Source organism: Candidatus Viadribacter manganicus, assembly GCF_001679665.1.
Classification (GTDB): Bacteria; Pseudomonadota; Alphaproteobacteria; order Caulobacterales; family Aquidulcibacteraceae; genus Vitreimonas; species Vitreimonas manganica.
On sequence record NZ_CP013244.1, the window covers coordinates 3,528,855 to 3,543,392 of the forward strand.

Annotated in this window: 12 protein-coding genes and 1 tRNA gene; 3 read left to right on the forward strand and 10 right to left on the reverse strand. The window is 63.9% G+C overall.

All coding sequences use genetic code 11. The annotated features are described in order from the left end of the window. Window positions 1-92: 92 nt before the first annotated feature. Both ATE48_RS18105 and ATE48_RS18110 read left to right on the forward strand, forming a co-directional pair. Window positions 93-1,640 (forward strand): GumC family protein, encoded by a 1,548-nt coding sequence (locus ATE48_RS18105; RefSeq protein ID WP_083197457.1) that lies wholly within the window; start codon window positions 93-95, stop codon window positions 1,638-1,640. Continuing rightward, complete coding sequence (locus ATE48_RS18110) at window positions 1,637-2,308, forward strand: P-loop NTPase family protein (protein WP_066774033.1); 672 nt, start codon at window positions 1,637-1,639, stop codon at window positions 2,306-2,308. Before ATE48_RS18105 ends, ATE48_RS18110 begins: the two co-directional genes overlap by 4 nt. Here the strand turns inward: ATE48_RS18110 and ATE48_RS18115 are convergent. From ATE48_RS18115 to ATE48_RS18155, 9 genes are all read right to left on the reverse strand, one after another. Beyond that, entirely contained in the window at window positions 2,296-3,204 is a 909-nt protein-coding gene (locus tag ATE48_RS18115) for a glycosyltransferase family 2 protein (RefSeq protein ID WP_066774038.1), read from the reverse strand. The genes ATE48_RS18110 and ATE48_RS18115 overlap by 13 nt on opposite strands. After that, complete coding sequence (locus tag ATE48_RS18120) at window positions 3,201-3,956, reverse strand: polysaccharide deacetylase family protein (protein ID WP_066774040.1); 756 nt, start codon at window positions 3,954-3,956, stop codon at window positions 3,201-3,203. Before ATE48_RS18120 ends, ATE48_RS18115 begins: the two co-directional genes overlap by 4 nt. Further along, window positions 3,953-4,882, reverse strand: coding sequence for a glycosyltransferase family 2 protein (locus ATE48_RS18125; protein ID WP_066774042.1), 930 nt, complete (start codon window positions 4,880-4,882; stop codon window positions 3,953-3,955). The genes ATE48_RS18120 and ATE48_RS18125 overlap by 4 nt, the downstream gene beginning before the upstream one ends. Then, window positions 4,872-6,344: a lipopolysaccharide biosynthesis protein gene (locus ATE48_RS18130; RefSeq protein ID WP_066774044.1), complete on the reverse strand. Its 1,473-nt coding sequence runs from the start codon at window positions 6,342-6,344 to the stop codon at window positions 4,872-4,874. Before ATE48_RS18130 ends, ATE48_RS18125 begins: the two co-directional genes overlap by 11 nt. Beyond that, a complete protein-coding gene (locus tag ATE48_RS18135; RefSeq protein ID WP_066774049.1) occupies window positions 6,341-8,020 on the reverse strand; it encodes an exopolysaccharide biosynthesis polyprenyl glycosylphosphotransferase in 1,680 nt (559 codons plus the stop codon). Before ATE48_RS18135 ends, ATE48_RS18130 begins: the two co-directional genes overlap by 4 nt. Window positions 8,021-8,103: 83 nt before the next feature. After that, window positions 8,104-8,194, reverse strand: a tRNA-Ser gene (locus tag ATE48_RS18140). Window positions 8,195-8,277: 83 nt separating this feature from the next. Next, on the reverse strand, window positions 8,278-10,062 hold the full coding sequence (locus ATE48_RS18145) for a CE1 family esterase (RefSeq protein ID WP_066774051.1): 1,785 nt from the start codon (window positions 10,060-10,062) through the stop codon (window positions 8,278-8,280). Window positions 10,063-10,158: 96 nt separating this feature from the next. Continuing rightward, window positions 10,159-10,809 carry a 2-hydroxychromene-2-carboxylate isomerase gene (locus ATE48_RS18150; RefSeq protein WP_066774053.1) on the reverse strand — a complete coding sequence of 217 codons (651 nt, stop codon included), beginning with the start codon at window positions 10,807-10,809 and terminating at the stop codon, window positions 10,159-10,161. A 3-nt stretch (window positions 10,810-10,812) separates the two neighbouring features. Further along, a complete protein-coding gene (locus tag ATE48_RS18155) occupies window positions 10,813-12,039 on the reverse strand; it encodes an aminotransferase class V-fold PLP-dependent enzyme (protein WP_066774055.1) in 1,227 nt (408 codons plus the stop codon). A gap of 131 nt (window positions 12,040-12,170) precedes the next feature. Between ATE48_RS18155 and ATE48_RS18160 the strand changes: the two genes are divergently transcribed. Continuing rightward, a complete protein-coding gene (locus ATE48_RS18160; protein WP_156767853.1) occupies window positions 12,171-13,214 on the forward strand; it encodes a hypothetical protein in 1,044 nt (347 codons plus the stop codon). Here ATE48_RS18160 and ATE48_RS18165 read toward each other — a convergent pair. After that, entirely contained in the window at window positions 13,211-14,392 is a 1,182-nt protein-coding gene (locus ATE48_RS18165; RefSeq protein WP_066774059.1) for a metallophosphoesterase, read from the reverse strand. The two genes, ATE48_RS18160 and ATE48_RS18165, sit on opposite strands and share 4 nt — an antisense overlap. Window positions 14,393-14,538 lie beyond the last annotated feature (146 nt).

Sequence of the window (14,538 nt, forward strand, 5' to 3'; positions counted from 1 at the left end):
ACGAGGCGTCGGCGGGGAAATTGCCAGCCTTTGGTGAATGATCGTTTACCAAGTGCGGGCAAGATCGTTGCGCCCACGTATGAGGAGCGGCGATGCAAACGAGCAGCAGGGCTGAAACCACGCGGGGGTGGTTCGGCTGGGCCCAAGCACCTCGGTTAAGTGTGGCGGATGTCGCAGCGATGCTGTGGGCGGAGCGCGCGCTCGTGCTCGCCGTGGGCGGGGCAATTTGCGCGCTTGGACTGATCGGGGCGCTGGCAGCGCCCAAAACGTACACTGCACGCTCCGAGCTGATCGTCCGCATGGGCGAGGAATATGTGTATCAGCCCACCGCAGGTGGCGCGGGCGCTGGCGCAACGCCGGACATGCAAACCATCGTCAATGCCGAGATGCGGCTGATCGGATCGGGCGCGGTTGTGCGCGGCGCGATCGAGGGCGTCGGGCTTGCGGCGCTCTATCCGGATATTGCGGCCTCGCCCGCTTCCGATGGGCGCAAGCTTGCCGCGGCCGAGCGCGCTTTCGCCGAGCATTTGACAATCGAGACTGCGCCGCAGACGCCGGCGATCGGGCTTTCTTTCGAGCATCGCAATCCGGAAACGGCTGCGCTCGCTCTCAACGCATTGGTGCAACAATATCTCAGCCATCGCCGCGAAGTGCTTGTCGGCGGCGAGTTTGAAGCGTTGAGCGCGGAGACGACCGATCTCAGCGGCCGTGCTGGACAAGCGACGTCGGCGCTCTCGGCGTTCTTGGCTGAACACCAGATCGGTGACTTTGAAAGCGAGTTCGCGGCGCTGGCCGCACGTTCTGGCGACATCGAGACGCAATTGCTCGATGCCCAGACGCGCCGCCGCGAAGCGGACGCGCGAAGTGCGGCGCTGCGGCAGAGATTTAACGCCGAGCCCGAGCAGATCGAGCTTTATCAGGAATCTGACGCACGGCGTGATCTTGTCGAAGCGCAAATGGAACGCGAACGTTTGCTCGCGGCCTACCAGCCCGATGCTTTGCCGGTTCGTGAGGTTGATCGCCGTATCGCACAATTGCAGGCGTTCCTTGCGGGCGGAGATCCGCCGAGCATCACGCGCCGTGGACCGAACCCGGTTCGTCAGGATGTTGCGAGCCAGCTTTATGCGATGGAAGCTGAAGCGCGCGCGCAACGCGGTCGCGAGACCGCGCTGGAGCAGCAGCGCACCGAGGTTCGCGAGCGCTTGCGCGCGATGCAGGCGTTAGAGCCGCGCTTCCGGCAGCTTCAGCGCGACCGCACGATCCTTGAGACCAACGCTCAGAACTTTGCGAGTCGCGCTGAAGAAGCGCGCACTCGCAGTCAGATGCTTGGGCGCGCCACGGACAACATCAGCCCCGTGGAGACCGCGTCCGTGCCGACGCAGGGCAAGAGCCTGCGCTGGCCGATCATGATCGTGACCTTGCTCATCGCGGGCATCGTTGCGCTCGCGGCAGGGCTCTCGCGTGGTCTTATGCGGCGAAGCTTCCCGACACCGTCCAGCGCTGCGCGTGCATTGAACACGCCTGTGCTTGCAGTGATGCCGCGCCGGCAAGATCCGAAGCAGGCGAAGACAAAGCCGCCGAAGCCGGAGAAGGCCAAAAAGGGCAAACCCGAGCTCTCAGTGGTTGAAGGTGGCGCATGAGCGATCCGCAATTCTCCGTTGATGGCATTCTGGATGCGCTGGCGATGCAGCCGCGCCGCCTCGATGGCTCTGGCCGGGCGGTGATGTTCGTTGCAGCGCGTGGGAGTGAGGGCACGACAACGGCAGCGCGAGCGGTTGCGCACGCTGCGGGTCCGGGCGCTGTCTATGCGATCGATTTAGATATTAGGCGCAACGCGTTGGCGAAGGTGCTGAGCGAAGATGGCACGCTCGGGCCGCGCATTGATGGCGAACTCGGTGGTCAGCGTTTTTACACGGTGCGTGATCTTCCTGAAGCGCCGCCAGCGTTTTTCTATCACCGCGTTGGACGCACGCGCGTCTATGCGGGGGTGTTCGATACGCGTGCGCTGCCGAAGGGCGCGCGGGTGGGGATTTCGGCACGGGCCGAGTATTGGGATGCAGCGCGTGCGGGCGGCGCGTTCGTTATTGTTGATGCGCCGGCGCTTGATCAGAGCTCGATCGCCCTGCGTGTCGCGCCACACATGGACGGGGTTGTACTGGTGGTCGGGGCCGCACGTGGCGCTGCGCCGGCTGCGCTCGAAGCCAGGGAATTGCTGCTTGAAGCGGGGGCCAATCTCATGGGCCTCGTTTACGCGGGCGCGGATTCGCCTGCTGTGGCGATCGATCGGCTGCTACGTCAGGCCGGTTGACGCGTCAGCGCTTGGCCGTAGAAGCGCTGCTCCCAAAACCAAAATACCTTTCCGGCCCCGCGTGCGGCGCGATCAAGCAAGGTAAGCGCGCGCGAGGTTGAGCCGGCGGCGACGACGACGCTTGCCGCGCCGAAGACAATGGCCTGAGCCGCGCCAATGCACATGTGACGCGCGAGCGCCGGCATATTGCGTGCTGACCAGGCCAGTTCGCACGGGCCTTGGCCATAGGCGAAGGCGCGCTTCAATCCGTAGGCGAGATGGGTGCGCTCGGCGCCCAAGTGCTCAATGACCTTGGCGTTCGAAGCCCAAGCGAACGTGGCGCCTGCATCGGCCCATGAAGCGAAGAGCGCATCGTCTTCACCGCCGCGCTGATCGGAGCGGGCGTCGAAGGGGTGGAGCGCGTCGAACATTGCGCGTGGTTGCAGCGAATTGCCGATGCCGTAGGCCTCGCACGCGCCGTCTTCGCGAGGGCCGCTGCGTGTATAGAGTTGCTCGTAGAATTCTGCGTTGATGGTGTCTTGATGTGCGCGCGCGAGCACAGGTCCGAATACGCTTTGCGCGCCGGTTTTGCGGCGCACACCGATTAGGGAGGACAGCCAGTCGGGTGAAGCTTCTTCATCGTCATCAAGCCAAGCGACGAACTCGCCCCGCGCCAGCTTAAGCGCGGCGTTGCGTGCTTGGGCCACGCCCGGCTTTGGCTCGTGCGCCCAACGAAAAGGAACCGACGCCTCGGCCTCAAGGCGGCGGAATGTGCTGAGGGCTGAGCCTTCTGGAGAGTTGTCGATTGCGATGATCTCGAACGACGCGATGCCGCGCTGTGCGAACGCGCTGCGGACAGCGCGTAAGAATGAGTCTGGGCGGCGAAATGTGGGGATGAGAACGCTGACTTTTATCATGCGAGCCTCCGTTCAAGTGCGGCCGTCACAGGCAAGATCACGAAGTCAAGCCTGCGCGCCTCGGTGAGCAGCGATTCCAATTCGTCGGAGCGCGTGCCCCATGGCGAAGGCGTGTCAGCGACATCGTGCGTGAATCCGATCACCCACGCCTTGCGCTTGGCCGCGCGCTTCAGCGCCTTCATGACGCGATCCATGCCGCCGGGGCCGAACAGCGGGTAAGCGTGCAATTGGGCAAGGTCCGTTGCGCCGACATTGAGCCCCGGCAGAATACCGCGCGCAGACATGAAACGCGGTGGCAGGTTGTCTTTCACCTGCGGCTTGGTCTCACCATAGGGGTAGGCGTGCGAACGCGGTGCTGGCGCACCCATCCGGCGCAGTGCATCGCGATTGTGGGCCAAGTCTTCGAGCGTGGTGAAGACATCGCGCTGTGCGCAATCTGCGTGGCTTGATGTGTGGCAGCCGATTTCGTGTCCGGCAGCTGCGAGACGCGCAATATCCGGCGCTGCGTAGCCCATGCCGCAAGGACCTTCGACGCCGGCCATGCCCGAAGCGGTGTAGTACGTGCCGCGCGCGCCGTGCCGTTCCAGGATACGTGCGCCCTCGATTGCGGCGCTGGCCGGGAAATCGTCGAACGTTATGGACAGGACCGGCTCGGCGAATGCGAGCTTTGCGGGACGCGCCGCATAATGCTGCGTCATGCGGCGGCGGACCTTGCTAACGAGATCGCGGCGAGGTGCGTAGGCGAGGGTCATGCCAAGTGCTCCGCATAATGAGAGGCGCGGAGCAGCTTGAAGGCTGCGCAGCGAACACGCATAGGCGCCAGGCCGCGCGGGTCGCGCGCCAGCCAGCTGTAGATACGACGTTGAGTGTTACGCGCTGGTGAAGCGCGCAGCGCGCTGGCGATCCGGTGGGCGGCGAAGCGCTTGACTTGCGTCGGATGCTTGCGTGCGAGGCGGCCGAAGTTCGGGCCAGCTTCAGCGGATTTACGCATCAGGGTGGTGACGTCGTCCAGCCCTGCGTGCGTTGCTGAGTTTTCGACATGCATGATCTCTGCGACGCGCGCGACGTCTAGCGCCCAATCAGTATCCTCGAAGCCCCAGCCGGTGAAGTGCGAGTCGAACGGATGTGCGATGAGGAAGTCGCGCTCGACGAGCAAGTTCGATGAGGCTGTTGCCTGAGCCGCGCGACGTGCGCGCCGGCGCGCAGGCTGGCAGTCCGAGCCGCCGAAGAGTGCAAAGTGCAGCGCCGTCTCGGGCGTGCGCTGCGCTTGGGCCAGCGAGAGGCCGCCGAAAGCGACGCGCGGGCCTTGCGTCTCGATGATGCCCAACCAGACCGACAAGAATGCCGGCGCGTCCGGCAGCATGTCGGCGTCGAGAAAGAGCACGTAGTCGCCGTTCGCTTCGGAGACGAGGCGGTTGCGCGCCCGGGCGCGACCGAGGTTCTGGCCGCTGACGATGACCCGCGCCGGCGCGCCAGTGTTGTGCAGCGCGGTGACGACATTGGAGACAAGCTCGGCGGATGCAGAGCCATCGTCCAGCAGCACAAACTCAACACCTGCTGGAACGCGACCGAAGTGCTTCAACATGGCGGACGGATCATATCGGTAGAATGGCGTCAGCACGCTGAGGCGCGGCGTATGCGCGCGATCGCGAACGATGATGGTCTGCTCAGTCGACATGGGCGGTGCTCGAAATGGGTTGGGTGCGGCGTGCGGCGGCGCGGACCGCGGCGTTTAGAAGATCACGAATGCCCATCACGTTGAGCGCGATGGCCACAATGGCGTAGATTCCGGCGCCCAATGCGGCGCTCTGAAAGAGACCCAGCGTCGTGTGCGCGCCAGGAAATGCGATGACCGCGGCCGCCATAAGTGCGGTGGCGGCGGCGATGCGTGTGAGTTGGCTGAGCGGCAGCGGAAGCGGCAACAAGCGGCTCCCGACCAGCGCCAACAGCACCGCGCCAATGCTTGCGCCTGCCGCTGCGCCGATGGCCGCACCCACCGCACCATGCGTGGCTGAGAGCCATGCGGTCAGTCCGAGCTGAACTGCGCCCGGCACAAGCATCAGCAATGCGCGCTGTCCGGTCCGCCGCGTCAGCTGAAACGCTTCCGACCAATAATAAAGGCCGAAGCCCGACATCAGTCCGGCGATGGCAAGCCACGGCAGTGTCGCGGCGGTTTCTGCGCGCAGCGCTTCGCCGACCATCAAGGTTGCGATCGGCTGTGAAAGCAGCGCCAGGCCGATGCTGGCCGGAACGGTTATCGCCGCAAGAAGAATAAAGCCGCCGCGCGCAGCGTTGCGGGCTGCGTCAGCGCCCTTATCCTCGTAGGCTGCGAACACGAGCGGCGCGAAGGCCGCGCTGATGCCCATGAACACGATGTCGAGCGCGCGCGCCAACCCGAAGGCTGCTGCGTAGGCGCCGAGCGGCGCCGTGCCCGCTTCGCCGGCAAGAACCAAGCGTGCGATCGCTTGGACGCCGAGATCAACCGCCAGCGCGAGCGCCAGCGGCGTGCCATACCCAGCGTAGGAGAGTGAACGAACAATCGAGGGCGCGCCGCCGCGTGAGTTTTGAACAAGACGGGGCAAATCGAGCAACGCGACGAGTGCGCCAGCCGCCAGCAAACCGACGAACGGCGCTGCGGGACCGAAGTTCAGTATGACCAAAAGGCCGACGCCGACGGCGAAGCCAACCACCAGATAGACTGTTTCAAGAATTGCGTAACGGCCAAACGCAAGCGCGGCGCGATCGCTTTCGCGACCGATGCGCGTGATAAAGCGCAACACCGCGGCGCCCGCAGCAAATAGCGACAGTGCGGCGATATCTTCGCGCAGGCCGGCGAAGGCGAGCACGCCCGCAGTCGCCGCTAATACGCCAAGACCAAGTGTCAGCGCCAGAACGAGTAATGTCGCGAAGTGATCGGCGAGGCGCTTTTCTGCGCGCGCCGCGGCGAAGAAGCGGAATGCCGCGGCCTCAGCCCAGGTGAACATCAGCGTGTGCGCCGCCATCGAGATCGACAGCGCCAACGCATAGCGGCCGAAATCTTCGGGGCTCATCAGGCGCGTGAACGCGGCGATCGCGCCGAACCCAATCAGGGCCTGCGCGAGCTGCAACGGTGCGAGCGAGAGGAAGCGCGCAGTGCTCACCGGGTGACCTTGTTGTCCCCGAACAGAACCGGCGCGGTGCGCGCCAAGATCTCAAGATCCAGCCAGAGTGAGGAACGTGCGACGTATTCGAGGTCGAAACGAACGCGGCGACGAACGGCGGAGGCGGATGTCACCGGGCCGCGCGAGCCGTTCACCTGGGCCCAGCCGGTGATGCCCGGCTTAACGCGATGGCGGTGTGCATACTCGGCAACGATCTCGGTGAGATCGCGCTCGCACGTTTTCATGCCGACGGCGTGCGGACGTGGGCCGACGAGGCTCATGTCGCCGCGCAGGACGTTGAAGAGTTGCGGCAGCTCATCGAGGCTGGTGCGGCGCAGGAACGCGCCTACCGGCGTGATGCGCGGATCGTTCTCACGCACTTGGCTCAGCGCCGCGCCCGGATCGTGGCGCATGGTGCGGAATTTCAGCACTGTGATGATGCGGTTGTTGAAGCCGTGGCGGCGTTGGCGATAGAGCGCCGGGCCGGGGGTGTCGAGCTTGACCAAAGCGGCGATCAGCAGCATCGGCAGCGCGAAAAGCGCGACCAGAAGCGAGCCGACGACGATGTCTTCGACGCGCTTCACGAAAGCGCGGCGGTGGTTGTGCGGGCGGCCGGAGACGCAGGCCACAGCCGCGCCGCCGAAGCGCTCAACGCGGCGGCCGCGGACGGCGTGGGTGTCGAAATCCAAGAGCAGATCGACGCGGTTCGGCGCAACCCGCAAACGCTCGATCATCGACTTCACGCGGCCTTCGGCTTTTTGCGTGACGGTGATGATGATGCGATCGACGTTCGGCAGGTCTTGCCATGCGAGCAGTGCATCGACGCCGCCAATAACCGGAGCTGCGCCGACTTGCGCGGGCGAACGGCCAATGCGGTCATCGACGACAGCAACGATGCGTGCATCGCCAGACTTGGCGGCGCGTGCAGCGAGGCGTTGCGCTGCTTGCGTCGCACCGATCAGGACGATGTTTTCAGCGAAGAGACCCTTGCGGTGCGCGGCCGAAATCCAAATGGCCAGCGCGGCGTGGATGCCCGCCAGCAGCATGGCGGCGAAAGGCAGCGTGGCGGCGAGCGCGGCGGCGCTGCGTGCGTCCGGCGCGAAGGCGTTAGAAATCAGGAGGCCGACGATCGCGCCGAGGGCAAGGCCGCCCATGCCGCGCTCCGGGCGAATGCGAGCTGGCGAGAAACGATAAAAGTCGGTGAGCCAGAGTCCGGCCTTCAGCGCGAGCGCGGAAAGGATGAATGCGGCTGCCTGGCCGATGGAGAGTTGCAGGAGCCCCGCGTCAGCGCCCCACATCGCCGCGAATTGTGCGGCCGCCGCGACGATCACCCAATCTGTCCACTGGAGGGCCTTAGCCGGGAGGCTGGGATCGACATGCATGCCAGGGCGCACTTGGGCGGGGCTGACCGGCTGGGGCCAGTCATTGGCCGGGGCGCCGGCTGGAATTTCAAACGCGCGATAGGCCAGGTCGGCGGTCGCCAGCGGGAAGTCCGGGTCGCCGGGCTGGTCAATCGGCAGGCCAAAGAGAGCGAACGCGCCAGCCAATTCGGCCAGGCGCTCGGCCTCGGACTGCGCCGAAACACCAGACGGTTCAGCCTGGGGCGCCGAGCCGAAGATTTCCGCGCTCGCCTGGTCCAATTCGGCGCCGACGAGCTGCAGTGCGGCCTGAGACATACTTAATTCGCCCTTGAGACTAGTTTTGTCCCGAGGGCTCGCGCAAAGGCGGCGCCAATTAACGATAGGGGCTGGTGAAGCGGTGGCGGAGACGGAGGGATTCGAACCCTCGATACGCGGTTAACGTATGCTCCCTTAGCAAGGGAGTGCCTTCAGCCACTCGGCCACGTCTCCGGCGGGGGCACGCTTAGCCGCGCTGCCCGATCCGGGCAAGGCGGCATTGCTGAACCTGTGAGTTAACCGGCCGATGGCGGTCATTAACGGCGCTGTGGGCGACGATAGGTTTGGAGGGTGTGGCGGGAGAAGAATTCCCAAAGGATCTCACCGGCATCCATGTCCATATTGACGTCGCCCAGTTCTGCCTGCGGGCGTGGATGCCCGGGCCAGGTGTGGCCGCCGCCGTTAATCATATAGAGCACGACGTCCGCGCCGGATGTGCAGTCGCGCGGAATGAAGCGCACTACCTGGGTGCCGGGAGACTGACCGCCTTCTGCGTAAGTCGTACTTTCGCCGGAGAGGCTGCAGCCATTGCGGCGCGCGAACATCGCAACCGTATCCTGGATGCCGTAGGAGATGCGGATCGGGTCGCCCATCTCGCGGTTGGCGACGAGCACACCCTCGTACGGCACGCTTGGATCGGCCGTGCCGTTCATGATGAGAATCGGCGTCGGCGGGCTGCGGCTGCAGACCTGCGACAGCTCCGAATAGAGATTGCCGCTCACCGGCGCGAAGGCGGCGAATGTGCCGCCGGCCGAGCAGGCCATCCGGTAACTCATGAAGCCGCCGTTTGAAAATCCGCCGAGATAGAGCCGGGTGCGGTCGATGTTAAAATCGACGGCGACGTCATCCATCAATGTCTGCAAGAAGCCGACGTCGTCCTGCGGGAGTGTTGAGCGGCGCCCAGTTAGAGAGATATCGCGCGCTGATATATCGAACTGGGCGTTCCATTCGTTGTCGATGCCGTCGGGATAAACAACTATGAAATTGTGGTTCTCGGCGACGGCGTTCATGCCCGTCATCGAAGCCATGCCGCCGCTATTGCCGGGGCGTCCATGCAACAAAACAACCACTGACGCTGGTTGGGCCGGATCATAGGTCGGGGGAGCATAAACGATCCACGAGCGCGAGCGCCCGCTGCTGCGGGTGTCAGGCAATGTGAACGCAGTGCGATCGAAGAAGAACTGATTGATGAGCGCCGTGGCATCGACGTTCTGACGATTGATTTGGTAACGGCTGTTGGCGCGGAACCAATTGTGCCCGCCTCCGGCGACGCCAACGTAAGCGACTTGTGCGCCCGATGAGCACGAACCGTAAAGGACGGCGCCTTCTCGGCCGCTTGCGCTCGGCTCTCCGCATCCATTCACGCGTCGCCACACCGCGAGTGTGTCGTTGACGCCGAGGCGGCGGACATCGATGCCGTTCACATCGCCGCCATTGATCGGCGTGTATTGATCGTCGCGGCGTCCGTGTACGATCAGCATCGGGGTTGGCGTGGCGCTGCTGCACGCCTCGCGCGCATAGTCCCACATAAGCGCGCCGACGATTGCGACACCGGCGAGCGAGACGGGCGGCCTGCATGCGAGCGCGTACGCCATGCCGCTGTCGTACCCGACCACGTAGATACGGCTGCGATCGATAGTGAACTCAGCGGCGGCCGCCTCGATCAGATCGGCGATGAAGCCTGCGTCGTCCGCCGCCGGGCCGGGGCGATTGAGCAGTGCGTGGCCGCCATCATTCCAAAAGCCGGCTAAGGTTTCGGGATAAACGACGATGGCGCCGCGCTGGTCGGCGACGCTCGCCAATCCGCTGATGGCGTGCATCGCTTGTGGCGATGAAAAGCGTCCGTGCAGCGCGATGATCAGCGGCGCCGCCTGCCCGTGATGATAGGTTGAAGGCTGATAGATTCCGGCAAAGCGCGCTTCGCCGTCATGTTCATAGCCGCGCATTGCGAGGGCGCGCGAAAAACTTTGGGTATCTTGCGCGTGAGCAACGCCGAATGTCAGCACTGCCGCGAATACCGCTGCGATCCATTTCGTAAGCATGCGCGAATCCCGAGTTGTGATCGCATCAACTCGCGCCTCCGTCACCTACGCTAAACACATCTCCGCGAGGTGCTGCGAACCAACGGGGATTTGCGACTAACGCTCGGCGAGGCCGGCCTGGTTCATGCGCCAGATCAGGTGATCCAAGCGGTCCTGCCCGAAGAAGGGCTCGTTCTGGAAAACGAAGAGTGGCACGCCCCAGTGGCCGGCATCGCGCTGGTCGGCGACGTTTTGCGTGATCTCGGCGCCCAGGTCTTCGCCGTTGTCGCGGACTTCCGCTTCGATGGCGCCCGCATCGAGCCCCGCTTCGGCGGCGGCATTGCTTAGGTGGTCGCCCTCATGCCAAGCGTCGACTTCGCCGGACCAGATTTTGTGCGAGGCGCGGCGCGCGAACTCGAAGCCGCGACCAGCGCGTGTGGCGGCGACGGCCATGCGGCTGACGCGATGAATGTACGGCTGCTCCGCCGCCACTTCTCCTGAAGCAATATCCATGATGATCGGATCAGGCCGGGGCCAGCGATAGGGAATGTTGTTCATCTGCGAGATACGAAACGTGTCGCGCAGCAGGTAAGGCGGCCAAAGCGGGTTCACGGACTTGAAGAAGCCCGGAATACGGATCGCGATTGGAGTTACGATGCGCATGCGGGGCTTTAGATCGTATTTCGCCATTAGCGCCTCGACTTGCGGCGCGGCCAGATACGAATAAGGGCTGCGGAACGAGAAATAAAAATCGAACTCAAGTGTCATGGGTCAGCCCGCGTACTTTGGTGCAAATTGTTCTTCGGTGACGGCGCCAACCGAGGCTTCGAGATCGGCGAGATACTCGTGCGCGACTTCGTTGTGTTTCGGTGAAAGCATCAAGTGCAGCGCGCGCGGATCGACCAACGCCGCTGTAAACCAGCCGCGCTTGTGCATCTGAGCGTAAATGCGCAGGGCGTCGATCTCGGGGTGTGCAAATGAGACGATGCCAAGCTGAGGTTTGCCCAGAACACTGAAGCCAAGCTTGCGGACGCCCGCTTCGATCTTCTCGCGCGCTTGCGTGACCTCGCCCTGTTTGCGCTTGTAGCCTTCGACGCCCAAGAAGTTCATCACGGCCCAGGCGGCCGCGATGGCGCCGCCCGGCCGGGTGCCGGCGAGTGTCGGCGTAATCATCCGCCCGAGCGGCCAGGGGCCAGCATCGAATTGCATGAAGTCCTTCAAGGCTTCGCTGCGGAAGAACACCGTTGAAGCGCCCTTCGAGGCATATCCATATTTGTGCAGATCGCCGGAGATCGACCAGACGCCCGGGACTGAGAAGTCGAACGCTGGCAGATCGACGCCGTTCATGCGCACGAACGGCGCGATGTAGGCGCCGACGCAGGCGTCGACGTGTAGCCACACGCGCTTGCGTTCGGCGAGTTCACCCAGCGCCTCGATGGGATCGATCAGTCCGTAAGGAAAGCACGGCGCCGAACCCACGATCATCAATGTGTTGGCGTCGATTGCGGATTCCATTGCTGCAACGTCGGCGAGATAGTCCTTGGTCGGGATGCGCCGCATCTCGATGTCCATGGTCATGCACGCTTTGTCGAAGGCAGGATGCGCCGATGCTGGCGCGACGATGTTGAGGGCGCCGGTGAGGCCACGTTTGGCGCGCGCGTGATCTCGAGCGGTCTTTACCGCGAGGAAAATAGAATCTGTGCCGCCGCTCGACATCGCGCCTGCCGCGCCGGGTGGCGCATTCAGCAGGGAAATGCCTGCTGCGACGACTTCACGCTCCATTTGCGCAAGGCTTGGAAACGCGGCGGGGCCAAGGCCGTTCTCCTCGCAGAACATGGCGTAGGCTTCTTTCTTGACGCGTGCGACGTCCTCGCCTGCGTTAAAAATGTACATGCCCGTGCGGCCATCGCGCCATTTGACGTCGCCCTTGGCGAGTTCGCGCATGCGCGGTTCAAGCTCGCTCCACGGCGCGCCGCGTTCTGGAAGGGCTGACGACATCCGGTTCCTCCGTTTGGGCGCAAAAAGCACGCCCTGACCCCGCAGACAACCGGCGCGCGACGGCGCTTCGGACTTCACTCGGCGGCAATCTTCCGTAATGTGCGCTCTGGGGACGTGAGCGGGAGATGGCGATGGCCAAGCGGAATTGGGCGGCGGCGCTTTTAGGAGCGGCCACTTTGAGTTTGGCCGCGCCTGCTGCAGCGCAAACGCGGTTGTTCTCGGAAGACTCAGAGCTCCCCATCGTGATCGAAGGCCCCATTGGCGATCTCGTGCGCCGAGCTGTGCGCAATACCGATCCTGCGCCCGCTGTTTTGATCGTCGGCGATCAGCGCTTCGAGATGGAGCTTTCACCGCGCGGGTTCTCTCGCCGTACGCTCGGCATCTGCCAGTTTCCGCCGCTGCGGATCGACCTCGCTGGCGAGCGCCAAGGCACCATCATGCAGGGCCAGAACAAGCTAAAACTGGTGACGCGTTGCCGCTCAGGGGCCTCGTACGAGCAGTACATCGTGCTCGAATACCTCACTTATCGCATGTTCAACGAGATCACGCCGCTCAGCTATCGCGTGCGGCCGGTGCGCACCACGTATCGCGACACTGCCGGCCGCCGCCGCGAGGAAACTCAGTTCAACTTCGTCATCGAGGATGTTGGCGATTTGGCGCGCCGCAATCGACGCGTGGCGCTGGACGTTCAATCGCGCGAAGTGGCGTCCAGCCAGCTCGACCCGCAACAGGCGGCGATTGTCGGCATGTTTCAGTTCATGATCGGCAATTTGGATTGGGACATGGTCGAAGGCGCCGCCGGCGAAGAGTGTTGCCATAATGGCAAACTGCTCGCTGCGAACGAGACCAGCCGTGAGAATGTCGTGCCGGTGCCGTACGACTTTGACTATTCGGGGTTTGTCAGCACCTCCTATTCCACGCCCCCGCAGGGAATGCCGGTGCCTAATGTGCGTCAGCGTTACTATCGCGGCTACTGCCGTTACAACGACCAAGCTCAAGCCGCCGCAGAACTTTTCCGCTCCCGGCGGGATCGCCTCTATGCACTGATTGATGGCGAGAGCCGTTTGTCAGCCTCGCGGCGTGCAACGGCGCGCGCATACATCGAAGGCTTCTTCCAGATTATCGACAATCCGCAACGCTATCAGCGCCAGATCGTCGACAATTGCCGCCGCTAGTTCGCCGCAGCGGCGTTCGCGGCGCATTGGGTCTGCTCTAGCTGCGCCACTGGGCCGGTTCCATTGTCCAGCGCCACGATCTGGCGAAGATAGGCGCAGGTTTCTTGCGGCGTTGACGCAATCACTGGAATACGTTGGCCGCGGTGGATCGTGACCCATGCGCCGTTTTCCATGATGAGAAACGCGTGCGGGTCCGAATGGCCGCGCGGTACGGCGATGTCAGCGATCAGAACGCGCCCATTGAAGCGCGGCAGCACCGTCGACGTCACTTTGGTGTGCCCGACGATGACGCGCGCAACACCCTGCGCGCGGAGCACGTTGTCGAGGTTTGCCGCTTCAGTGGCCTCTGCATTTTGAGAGAGGCCGCGGTACCAGAGCGGCCCTTGCTGGTTATCGACGATGTCCGGATAAGTTTCGAGCGGGCGATCGCGCAGCGCCGCGCTCACGGCTTGGTTCATTCCGGCGCGGGGCGCAGCGGCAAATGAGGGCCCAAGGCCGGCGTGTAAGAACAGCGTATCGTTGATACGGATGACTGCGTTGTGTTGCGCAATCCATCGTCCGTAGCGCCCGTTAGGACCCCACGCTTCACGGTGCTCGACCCAGCCAAGCGGGTGCTCTTGGTTCCATTGTTGGCGATAGACTGAATCAAAGACTGGCGCCCCGGTGGCGGGTGGTGAGCGGCGCAGGGCGCGTGTGTAGCGCTGATAGTATTGGTTGCGGACCCGCTCGGAGCGCGATGTCGCGAACGCCGCGAATTCGCCCGGATGCGTGTAACGCAAATCCCCTTCGATGTTCATGGCTTCGTGATTGCCGATGAGTGCGTGGACGTGTCCGCCGGCGCGCTGCGCTTGCGGTTCGAGGCGCATCAGCAGATCCATGATCATGCGGCTGTTCGGTCCGCGATCGGGAATGTCACCGAGTTGAACGAGGTGGGTCTGCCCGCCGGTCCAGTTGTTCTGCGCGTCGATCAGGCCCGCGGTGCGGAGCATGTCGGTGAACTTCTCGTAGTCGCCTTCGAGATCGGCAATGGTGACGATGCGAGCAACGCCATCCCATTGTTCGCGCGCCTGCGCGAACGCGGGCGCCGCCCCGGCAAAAACGAGCGTCATGAGGACAGCGAGGGTGCGAAGCAGTTTCATCATGCCGGCCAAGATAGCGCCAAAGCGGCGCTTGACCATGGCGGCAAAGCGGCCACCGCGTGGTGGAAAAACGATTGCCGCGAAGCCATGTCGCGCTGCGCGTGCAGGCGCGAATGCCTAGATTGCGGGAGCGGCGGTGGACAAGCCGGAGGGGCGACCGCAAAAGCCTCGCCCTGGGAGAGCTT